8 protein-coding genes, 1 pseudogene and 1 riboswitch are annotated in these 9,384 nt (G+C 58.0%); of the genes and pseudogenes, 4 read left to right on the forward strand and 5 right to left on the reverse strand.

Features of this window, described 5'->3' with window-relative positions; genetic code table 11:
• The first annotated feature begins 68 nt into the window (after nt 1-68).
• The gene (locus ACYVJT_RS08975; RefSeq protein WP_343956864.1) at nt 69-356 is read left to right on the forward strand and encodes an MGMT family protein; all 288 of its coding nucleotides are present in this window, start codon (nt 69-71) and stop codon (nt 354-356) included.
• Here ACYVJT_RS08975 and ACYVJT_RS08980 read toward each other — a convergent pair.
• Together ACYVJT_RS08980 and ACYVJT_RS08985 are read right to left on the reverse strand one after the other, a co-directional pair.
• Nucleotides 353-1,285 carry an AraC-like ligand-binding domain-containing protein gene (locus ACYVJT_RS08980; protein WP_343956866.1) on the reverse strand — a complete coding sequence of 311 codons (933 nt, stop codon included), beginning with the start codon at nt 1,283-1,285 and terminating at the stop codon, nt 353-355. The two genes, ACYVJT_RS08975 and ACYVJT_RS08980, sit on opposite strands and share 4 nt — an antisense overlap.
• A gap of 131 nt (nt 1,286-1,416) precedes the next feature.
• Nucleotides 1,417-2,832, reverse strand: a complete 1,416-nt coding sequence (locus ACYVJT_RS08985; RefSeq protein WP_343956867.1) for an aldehyde dehydrogenase family protein — start codon at nt 2,830-2,832, stop codon at nt 1,417-1,419.
• A gap of 228 nt (nt 2,833-3,060) precedes the next feature.
• Between ACYVJT_RS08985 and ACYVJT_RS08990 the strand changes: the two genes are divergently transcribed.
• The gene (locus ACYVJT_RS08990) at nt 3,061-4,149 is read left to right on the forward strand and encodes a zinc-binding dehydrogenase (protein WP_343956868.1); all 1,089 of its coding nucleotides are present in this window, start codon (nt 3,061-3,063) and stop codon (nt 4,147-4,149) included.
• Here the strand turns inward: ACYVJT_RS08990 and ACYVJT_RS08995 are convergent.
• Complete coding sequence (locus ACYVJT_RS08995; RefSeq protein WP_343956870.1) at nt 4,133-5,410, reverse strand: MFS transporter; 1,278 nt, start codon at nt 5,408-5,410, stop codon at nt 4,133-4,135. The two genes, ACYVJT_RS08990 and ACYVJT_RS08995, sit on opposite strands and share 17 nt — an antisense overlap.
• Nucleotides 5,411-5,672: 262 nt before the next feature.
• On the opposite strand from ACYVJT_RS08995, the pseudogene ACYVJT_RS09000 reads away from it, so the two are divergent.
• Both ACYVJT_RS09000 and ACYVJT_RS09005 read left to right on the forward strand, forming a co-directional pair.
• Nucleotides 5,673-5,837: pseudogene (locus tag ACYVJT_RS09000) on the forward strand (PRC-barrel domain-containing protein); the annotation flags it as partial.
• A 209-nt stretch (nt 5,838-6,046) separates the two neighbouring features.
• A complete protein-coding gene (locus ACYVJT_RS09005; RefSeq protein ID WP_343956871.1) occupies nt 6,047-6,433 on the forward strand; it encodes a YsnF/AvaK domain-containing protein in 387 nt (128 codons plus the stop codon).
• 102 nt (nt 6,434-6,535) lie between these two features.
• Here ACYVJT_RS09005 and acs read toward each other — a convergent pair whose 3' ends face one another.
• A complete protein-coding gene (gene acs / locus ACYVJT_RS09010) occupies nt 6,536-8,500 on the reverse strand; it encodes an acetate--CoA ligase (protein WP_425579864.1) in 1,965 nt (654 codons plus the stop codon).
• Nucleotides 8,501-8,664: 164 nt separating this feature from the next.
• Nucleotides 8,665-8,752: riboswitch (SAM riboswitch) on the reverse strand.
• 67 nt (nt 8,753-8,819) lie between these two features.
• Nucleotides 8,820-9,302, reverse strand: a complete 483-nt coding sequence (locus ACYVJT_RS09015; RefSeq protein ID WP_343956872.1) for a type III PLP-dependent enzyme domain-containing protein — start codon at nt 9,300-9,302, stop codon at nt 8,820-8,822.
• Nucleotides 9,303-9,384 lie beyond the last annotated feature (82 nt).

The following is a 9,384-nucleotide window of genomic DNA, read 5'->3' on the forward strand; positions in this document are numbered from 1 at the left end:
GATCGACACTGCCGGTACGGTAAGAAAGCATCGGGTGCCTTGAGCGGTTGAGAGTGGATAGGAGGAGCATGGACGAAGAGCTGCATGAACGAATCCGTGCGGTCATCGCAAGCGTGCCAGCTGGCAGCGTGGCGAGCTACGGTGACATTGCCGAACTAGCCGGGGCTTCAACGCCGCGCATTATTGGCTGGGTGCTCAAAGAAGATGGCGCTGATCTGCCCTGGCATAGAATCGTGCGGACCGATGGCTCCGTGGCGAAACCACAACAGCTCGCATATCTCCGGGATGAGGGCCTCGACATACCGGGCAAGACCATAGATATGCGCCGCTATCGATGGGATCCTGAGGAGCATTAGTCCCCGAAAATCGTGTGGCGATATCCAGACGGCGTCTCGCCGTAGGTTTGTTTGAATAATTTTGAAACATGCGAGGCATCCGTCAGGCCGTACCGAGAGCTGATGGTCTGCACGGTCTCATTGTGCAGCGTCGGATCGGCCAGATCATCGCGTATCCGGCGGATTCTTTCGGCACGGATATACGAACTGACCGTGTGGTCTTCTTCAGCAAATTTGTTGTGTAATTGTCGCAAGGAGATATAAAAATACTCGGCAATCATTTGTGGCCCGAGCTCTGGGTCATGGAGATGATCGTCGATGAACGCCACGGCTTGGTAGAAGAGCGGATTGTGTTCGTGCGGAGCACGTTGTGGTCTCGAGGCTTCGTGTAAAACGGTTACCAGCATTTCCAAGGCTGAACGTACCAGCCGGAGTGCATGCGGGCCTTCTAGGATGTGTAGGTTGGCGGCTAATTGTTCAAAGAGGGGCACAGCCACTCGTCCGAGACCGGTCTTCGCATTGACCGGAATGGCTGTCACCTGGGCGATTTGATGCTGTACCAGGTGCAGCATCCCCTGAGGGAATTGAATAATCAGGCTGCGCTGTCGTTGCGTGTACTCGAGCGTATACGGGCGGTGGGCGACGTAGAGCGCCAGGTCGCCGGATTGTAGCGTGCACTGCCGACCGTCTTGGGACAGCTGCGTGGTCCCTGAAAATTGTAGCGATAACTTGCAGAGATTTTGCTCGGTGGCTGAAGTGCGTACATCGCGTTGTGTCACAGTGTGCGGATCCGTGTCCATGTCGAACAGCTGAATCTCATCGAGTGACACATGATGCTGACCCGCCCGGAACGCGTCGCGAAGTGGTGTGCTGAGCTCAATGTTCGGAAAGTTCTGATGCACCAGCTGCGTCCACGACCAGAAGTCCAGATCTCGTGCTTCCATGTTCATAGCTCAATACTAAGGACTGGTTTCTGCAGGAAGAGAAGAAACTCTCGGACAGCGTGTTCGCGCCGCAATACAACGCTGCCCCGACCATTCAAAGCATGATCGGGGCAACCGTAGCGCACTGAGATGTCGCCTTATCGTGCGGTCACCTTCGGGAGTGCGACTTGCTTGAGTCCTTCAACGCCAAATTCCAGCCCCATACCGGATTTCTTCACGCCGCCGAATGGGATGCGTGGATCGACCGCGCCGTGCTTATTGATCCAGGTGGTGCCAGCGATCAGGCGGTTGGCAACCTCACGAGCCTTGGCCTCGTCTGCCGACCAGACCGATGAACCCAAACCGACCTCGAGCTCATTGGCCCACTCGATGGCCTGATCGATGGTGTCGTATTTGATGATCGGCAGGGCCGGACCGAACTGTTCGATCTGTACCAGCGGGTTGTCCTGGGCAATATCCGAGACGATGGTGGCCGGGTAGAAATAGCCCGGCTGATCAGCTACAGGATCGCCACCGGCCGCAATGGTGGCACCGGCCTTGCGTGCATCCTCGACCAGATCGGCCACGATGGACTGCTGGGCCTCGTTCTGTAGCGGCCCAAGCACGTTGTCCTCGGACATGCCTTGACCCATCGGTGCGGTCTTGGCCACATTGGCCAGGGCAGTCACGACCTCATCATAGATCGACGCTGGCACATATAGACGTTTCAGTGCAGCACAGGTCTGACCAGTGTTGATAAAAGCGCCCCAGAAGATTTCTTCGGCCATCTGCTCAACATTAATGTCGTCCAGCACGATGCCGGCGTCGTTGCCGCCGAGTTCAAGGGTCACCCGCTTCATGTCGGATGCCGCACTGCGCATGATGGCCTGTCCGGTCTTGGTGGAACCGGTGAACATGATCTTGTCGATGTCTGGGTGTTCCGAGACGGCCTGACCGATTTCACCGGCACCCGGCACAACCTGCAGAACATCATCGGGCAGGACTTGGTTGAGTACTTGCACGAGTGCCTGGACTGACAGCGGGGTATTTTCCGATGGCTTCATGATGACGGTATTGCCCATGCGCAGGGAAGGTGCCAGTTGCCAGATCGAAATCATCATCGGCCAGTTCCACGGACCAATGGCACCCACCACGCCGATTGGCACATAAGACAGGACTGCCTTACCCGATTCATCATCGACGAGGACTTCGTCTTCGATCTCGAAGTCAGCATTGGCACGAAGCCATGCTTCACACGCGCCAGCTTCGAAGCGCGCGTTTGGGCCGTTGAGTGGTTTGCCCACTTCGCGTGCCAAGAGTTCGGCCAGGGCTTCTGCCGACGCGTTGACCGCATCTGCTGCTTTGTGGAGGTAACCCGAACGCTCAGCATGGGTCAGCGCGCCCCATGATTGCTGGGCTGTTTTCGCGCGGGCCACTGCGGCATCAACATCTTCGGGCGTCGAGATCGTAGTGTTGCCGACGAATTCGCCGGTGGCTGGGTCATGCACCGGGCTGCCGTCGTCAACGGTGATGGCGGCGAGCAAGTTTTCATAGGTTGTGAGATCTGTGGACATGCATCCCTCCGGGTTTGGTTGAAGAACTCTTAGAAGAGTTCTGTGTCTTGAGTCTAGGTTGTCAAAAGTGATGTGCGTCAACTAGGTATTTGGTGCACGCTTCTTGGCCTGGCGCGCACGGTTGGGGTCCGTGATGGCTCGACCTTTGGTGTGACGCGTGGCCTTCTATAGAGTGGTACAGAGTGCACAACACGGTGTTCATAGTGGAGGTATCGCAGAATGAAAGCAATGGTTGTTCGTGAACTCGGCGGTGGCTGGGTTGAAGAAGAGCTGCAGATTGCCGATCCCATCGGTCAAGAAGTATTGGTTGAGCTGAAAGCCTCGGGCCTGTGCGGTTCAGACCACATGGAGATGAGCAACGAAGTCCAATACCCACCTCCGGCAGTGCTGGGCCACGAAATTGCGGGCGTGGTTTCCGCAGTTGGGCCTAACGTCACCGAATTTGCGGTGGGCGACCATGTGGCTGCTTGCCTCGTACAGTACTGCGGCAAATGTGAACAATGTTTGGACGGGGAACCAGGGCTGTGCCGTTCGCCCCAGCTGACCCTTCGTCCCGAAGGTGAAGCACCACGTTTGACGGATGCCAACGGTGACGCCGTAACCCAGGGGATGGCGCTGGGTGGTTTTGCGCAGCAGTCACTCGTGCACGAGAACATGTTGGTCAAACTACCAAACGATATGCCTTTCGCACAGGCCGCCGTGCTGGGCTGCGGTGTCATTACCGGGACGGGTGCGGTGCTGAATGCCGCCAAGGTCAAGCCAGGTGAAGACGTCGTCATCATTGGTGCCGGCGGTGTCGGCCTGAACGTCGTATCCGGTGCCGTACTGGCCAGTGCGGGCAAAATCATCTCGGTCGACCTCAATGCTGAATCCCTTGAGGCTGCCAAGAGTTTCGGTGCAACTCACACTGTGAACTCTTCGGAAACTGATCCCGTCGAAGCCATCAAAGAACTGACCGGAGGCTACGGTGTGCGTACCGTATTCGACGTCGTCGGGATTGGCGTGACGGCCCGCCAGGGTTATGACATGTTGGATGCCGGTGGCACCCTGTACCAAATCGGTATGGGCTCCGGTACCGATACGTTGGACACCGTCCCGATGCAAAATGCGTTCAACCGCAAGGCCGTCCAGGGGGTCTTTATGGGGTCGGGCGTGCCGAAACGCGATATGGCCATGCTGGTTGAGCAGTATCAGGCCGGTCGGTTGAACCTGGACGATATTGTCTCCGGCGAGCTCAAGCTGACAGACGTCAACAAAGGCTACGAGATGATTCGTGATCCAAAAGTGAACCGTCTGGTCATTACTGACTTTTCGTAGAGTCGTGTTTCGTCACCGGACCCGGCCCAGCGGGTAGGGTCCGGGCGAAAATCCCGGCGCCAACCACGGCCATGGCGGCAATCGCCCAAATACCAGCCGCCAAGGTCGACAGCGCGGTGACCGCGGAAATCAGCAGAGGACCGCTGAGCATCCCTGCATCTGACAGCAGACGCCACAGGGCGAGAAACTTGGGACGGCCCACCGCGGGTGAATAGTCGGCGCCCAACGTCATCACAATCCCGGCGCCAAAGCCATTGCCAAGCCCGATGAGAAACGCTGCCACCATGAGCCATACGCTCGAGTCGGTCAGTGGCACCACGGCACACCCTAGTGCCAACCCGGAAAGGCACGCGACCGCGACGACGCGACGGCCCTTGCGATCCATGATGGCGCCGGCCGGATAGAACATCAGCATATCGATCGCCCCGGATACCCCATAGATTAACGAGGCTTGTGCCGGGCTGAGACCAATGTGTTCGGCCCACAGCGGGATGACCGCGGTGCGTGAGGCGCGTAGAGCCGTCAAACACAGCACACCCAGCCCGGTGGATAGCAGGACCCGCCAATGTTCCTTCGCCAATGACGTCATGGTCGGATTGGTGACGATTTCTAGCGGGCTCGTGGTGGTGGGTGGGCTGGCTGCTTGCGCGGCAGCCGGATCGTCGAGTTCTTCAATCCACAGCGTGACGATCACCGCGATGCCCATACAGACGGCCCCCACCGCGAAAGCGCCCTGAATACCCATAAACGACTGCACGGCTGCGCCCAAAAACGGCCCGACGAAGTGCCCCACCCGCTGCATCCCGCCGAGCATCGACATGGCGCGTGCACGGTGCGATAGTGGCACCGCCACGGCGAGGTAGGACTGCCGGGCCAAGTTGAAGCCTGCAGCGGCCATGCCGATCATCAAGATGCCGGTCATGTACCCGACGAAATCTGCGGGAGACGGGACCGGGAACCATTCGGCAACCATCGCCCAAGCCAGGGTGACACCCATGGTGCCCACCGAGGCCGAGACGATCATGGTGGTGCGCTCGCCGGCTCGGGATGCTAACTGGGCGGCCGGAGCATTGGCGATGAGCGAGCCGATGCCGATCAACGTTACCGTACTGGCTGCGAGTGCCAGGGACGCGCCGAACCGGGTCGATGCCGCCGCGATAGCAGGCATGATTGCCCCGAGCCCGATCGCATAGATCAGTGAGGGGGCATAAATTTGGAACGCATTTGCCAATGGCCCTGCGTTACCGGACCGGTCAGTCATGGCACCTTCTTCTCTGTCCTGATATGCCCAACCTCACCAATTGGGAAATTCTTCAAGTTTATCAGCACTGCTGCCAGCGGTGCGTAGAATTGGGCGAACAGTCAGCTCAACCTTATATCGACCCTTATGCGCTTCCTGTGAGCATCGGCTGTTTCGTCGCGGTTGTTGCGTCCTATAGGTTCTGCCTTGGAACGATATTCTGCCGTTTTGTTCGACTCCCGAACGAGATGGCCGTTCCGCTTCAGAAAGGAAGTGATTGGCAATGACGAATAACTTCGATCTAGAGACCATTTACGGTGCCACGATCTATGACCAGGACAACGAAAAAGTTGGAGCTATCAAAGATGTTTACCTGGACGATCAGACTGCAGAACCACGCTTCGCCACCGTCAGTACGGGACTTTTTGGTATGAAACAGACTTTCGTGCCACTCGATGCCGCTCGCGCTTCCGGAGAAGGCAATATCACGGTGCCATTCACTAAGGACTTTATTAAAGACGCTCCGAATATCGATCCCGATGGACACCTTGATCCCTCGGAAGAACGTCGAATCTTCGAACACTATGGCGCCGAGGGCACAACCCGTCTGCACCAGCTCCAGATCAGACTGCAGCAGATGGCGGTAGAGAACACGCAGTGGCCTATGAGGAGCGCCTCAATGTCGGCAAGCAAGATCATGTTGCCGGCCAGGCTCGGCTCCGGAAACGTGTGGTATCAGAGCGTCAGCAAGTCGAAGTGCCTGTCGAGCGCGAAGAGCTCGTCGTTGAACGTGAGAAGATCGACCCAAACTCTGGTGAAGCACAAACCGGTTCACTCGACGACGCGGCGGGCTCTGACGAGACCATTACCCTGCATGAAGAACGCCCAGTGGTCGAGAAAGAAACCGTAGCCACCGAGAGGGTCAACGTCGACAAGCGGAAAGTCACTGACACGGAAACCGTGACTGGTGATGTCCGCAAGGAAGAAATCGACGTCGATGCGGACGATGTTGCTCGCGGCCGACACGGCAAAAACGGCTCGTGAACTGCCGATTACCACCCGTCGAGTGAAATAGCTGATGCCGACGTCTCTTTTGAGTAACGGCTAGACGTGTCGGCGGGTGGCCGGGCTCTAAACCAGCAACCACTAACGGTTCTGCAGTACGTCGGCGATCTTGGCAACGGCCGGTTCGTTCTGCAACGAGGTCGTATCACCAAGGGTATCGCCCGTGTATAACTGGGTGAGTAGTCGGCGCATGATCTTGCCCGAGCGGGTCTTGGGGACATCGGGGACGAAGACGACATCGTTGGGTTTGGCCACCGGACCGATCTGTTTGGCCACCAACTGGGTGAGTTCGGCTTGTGCCTCAGCCCCTTGGAACTCGCCGCGCGTCACGACAAACGCGATCGCACAGTGCCCGGTTTTGGGGTGGGGGACCGGGGTGACGCCGGCTTCGATCACATTCGTGTGCGACACCAGGGCGGATTCGATTTCGATGGTCGACAACCGGTGACCGGAAATGTTGATGACGTCATCGATGCGTCCGAGAATCCAAATGTCACCGTCTTCATCAGTTTTGGCGCCGTCGCCGGCCAAGAACCAACCGCGGCCATCTTCTGCCCAGTGGTAGTCATCCCAATACGAGTTGTAGAAGCGCTCTGGGTTGCCCCATACGGTGCGAGCGGCGCCGGGGCCAGGGCGGGTCACGACGATGACGCCCTGCTGATTGGTCTCTGAGGCATTGCCCTGTTCATCGACGACGGCAACATTGACGCCGGGCAACGGACGGGAACCGGACCCGGGCTTGAATGTGGTATCTGTTTGACGCGGCGAGATGATGGTGGAACCGGTTTCCGATTGCCACCAAGTGTCCACCATCGGCACGCCTGCCGGGGTGTTGCGGCCAATGTGTTTGCGAGCCCAGTGCCAGGCTTCCGGGTTCACCGCTTCACCAACGGTGCCGATCAACCGGATGGAAGATAGATCGTATTCGCCAGGCGGGCCGTTCTCGTGCCAACCCATCAGCGACCGCAGCAGGGTGGGCGCTGTGTAGTAGCTGGTGACACCATAGCGGTCGATCACTTCAAAGTGCCGTGAAGTATGCGGCGCGTTGGGGACACCCTCGTAAATGATTTGGGTGGCACCATTCGACAACGGACCATAGATCTCATAGGTGTGGGCGGTGACCCACGCCAGGTCGGCGGTACACCAGTGCACATCGTCGTCGCGTTTAGAAACATCGGGATTGGAAAACAAGAAGTCGTAGGTGACGGATGCGTGGGCCAAGTAGCCGGCGGAAGTATGCACGAGACCTTTGGGTTGGCCGGTCGTGCCCGAGGTGTACATGATGAACAGTGGATGTTCGGCTTCGAATGCCTGGGGCGTGTGCTCGGTTGGCTGCTTGGTGACGATGTCGTCCCACCACACGTCCCGGCGTGGCGTCCAAGGGATATCGGTATGACCGGTTCGGTTGACCACCAGCACGTGTTCGATGTTGTTATCACCGGCTACAGCTTCATCGGCAGCGGTTTTGACCGGCACGGCTTTACCTCGGCGGTACTGACCGTCGGAGGTGACAAGCAGTTTTGCGCCGGTATCTTCGACGCGGAATTTCAACGCGTCTGCCGAGAACCCGCCAAATACTAGGGAGTGGACGGCACCGATGCGAGCACACGCCAGGGCGATCACGACGGTTTCGACGATGACCGGCAGATACACGACCACGCGGTCACCGGCCTCAACACCCAGTTCGGTTAGCGCATGTGCGGTTTGGGAGACTTCTGCTAAGAGGTTTCGGTAGGTGACAGCTCGACGGTCACCCGGCTCACCTTCAAAGTGCAGTGCGACTTTGTCCCCGTGGCCGGCATCAACGTGGCGGTCCACGCAGTTAGCCGCGACGTTGAGTGTGCCACCGTCATACCAGCGAGCAATGGGGCCACTTTGGGTGTCCGGGTTGGGCTGAGTCCAGGAGTGAATGTTGGTGAAGGGTTGTTCCCATTGCAGACGGTTGCCAGCTGCTTCCCAATAGGCGAATCGATGTGCCTCGTTGACCTGCTGGCCTGTGGCATCGCCACGGTAGTGGGCTTGAGCTGGCTCACGACCTGGATTCACATCAGGATCCGCGGCGTCAACAATGGACTGTGGCAGTGGGCCGGGAAGCCCGTTTGGTAGGTGCGCGTATTGCGCATCGAAGAGTTCCGCTGCCAGCCCGGCACGGTAGATCACGGTCGAGTCGGTGGTGTCGACTAGGGATTGAGTCAAGAAAAATCAAAACCTTTCCATCGGTTCTGGCGGTAGCACCTGCACAGTGTGTGGTTGCTGCGGCGTCAACGAGCCAGATCTCTTAGCCGCTCTGGATGGGTACGTTGATCACTTTAGGCAATAACCCCGTGGAACGAAAATTGTGCGGTCATATTCTGCGCTCGCGGCGTTAATACAGCATTTTGTGTGGTTGGTAGACGCCGACGGATTCAGCGACCTCTTCAACAGTCTGGCCGTTTCGCAGTATAGAGGTTTCGGTCAGCAGACCATCAGCACGGATACCGTAGACCGGCGCGGTGAACGAACTGTGTGCTCCGAAGGCATGTGCTCCGAAGGCATGTGCTCCGACATCCAAGATCGCCAGCAAATCGCCCTCGGCAAGATCAGGTAACTGGATGCGTTGACCAATCAGTCCGGACGGCCCTGCGACGTCGTAGTAGTACAGCTCTGTGTCGTCTTTGAACTCACCCTCGGCGTCATAGGCCTCGATGCGTAACGGCTGGCCTTGAGCATATGGCGCATCGACGTGGACCACAGCAATCATTCGACCATCAAGGTCCTTGGTATATTCAACCCGGGCAAGGATCATGCCGGCTTTTGCGGTCAGTACACGGGTGAAATCCGTGGTGAGCTCATATTGTACGCCCGGCATGGGCACTTACTTGGAGGTGGAAGTCCTCTGGAGGAGAAGATGGTTTAACTCCTAGCCGATGGCAACTGCTGCATCGTGAGGT

It is taken from the genome of Yaniella soli, from assembly GCF_054782375.1.

Coding starts and splice junctions, on each gene's coding strand:
- ACYVJT_RS08980 (WP_343956866.1), bottom strand. CDS start 1,285: ATGAACATGGAAGCACGAGATCTGGACTTCTGGTCGTGGACGCAGCTG.
- ACYVJT_RS08995 (WP_343956870.1), bottom strand. CDS start 5,410: ATGACTGACCGGTCCGGTAACGCAGGGCCATTGGCAAATGCGTTCCAA.
- ACYVJT_RS08985 (WP_343956867.1), bottom strand. CDS start 2,832: ATGTCCACAGATCTCACAACCTATGAAAACTTGCTCGCCGCCATCACC.
- ACYVJT_RS09015 (WP_343956872.1), bottom strand. CDS start 9,302: ATGCCGGGCGTACAATATGAGCTCACCACGGATTTCACCCGTGTACTG.
- ACYVJT_RS08990 (WP_343956868.1), top strand. CDS start 3,061: ATGGTTGTTCGTGAACTCGGCGGTGGCTGGGTTGAAGAAGAGCTGCAG.
- ACYVJT_RS08975 (WP_343956864.1), top strand. CDS start 69: ATGGACGAAGAGCTGCATGAACGAATCCGTGCGGTCATCGCAAGCGTG.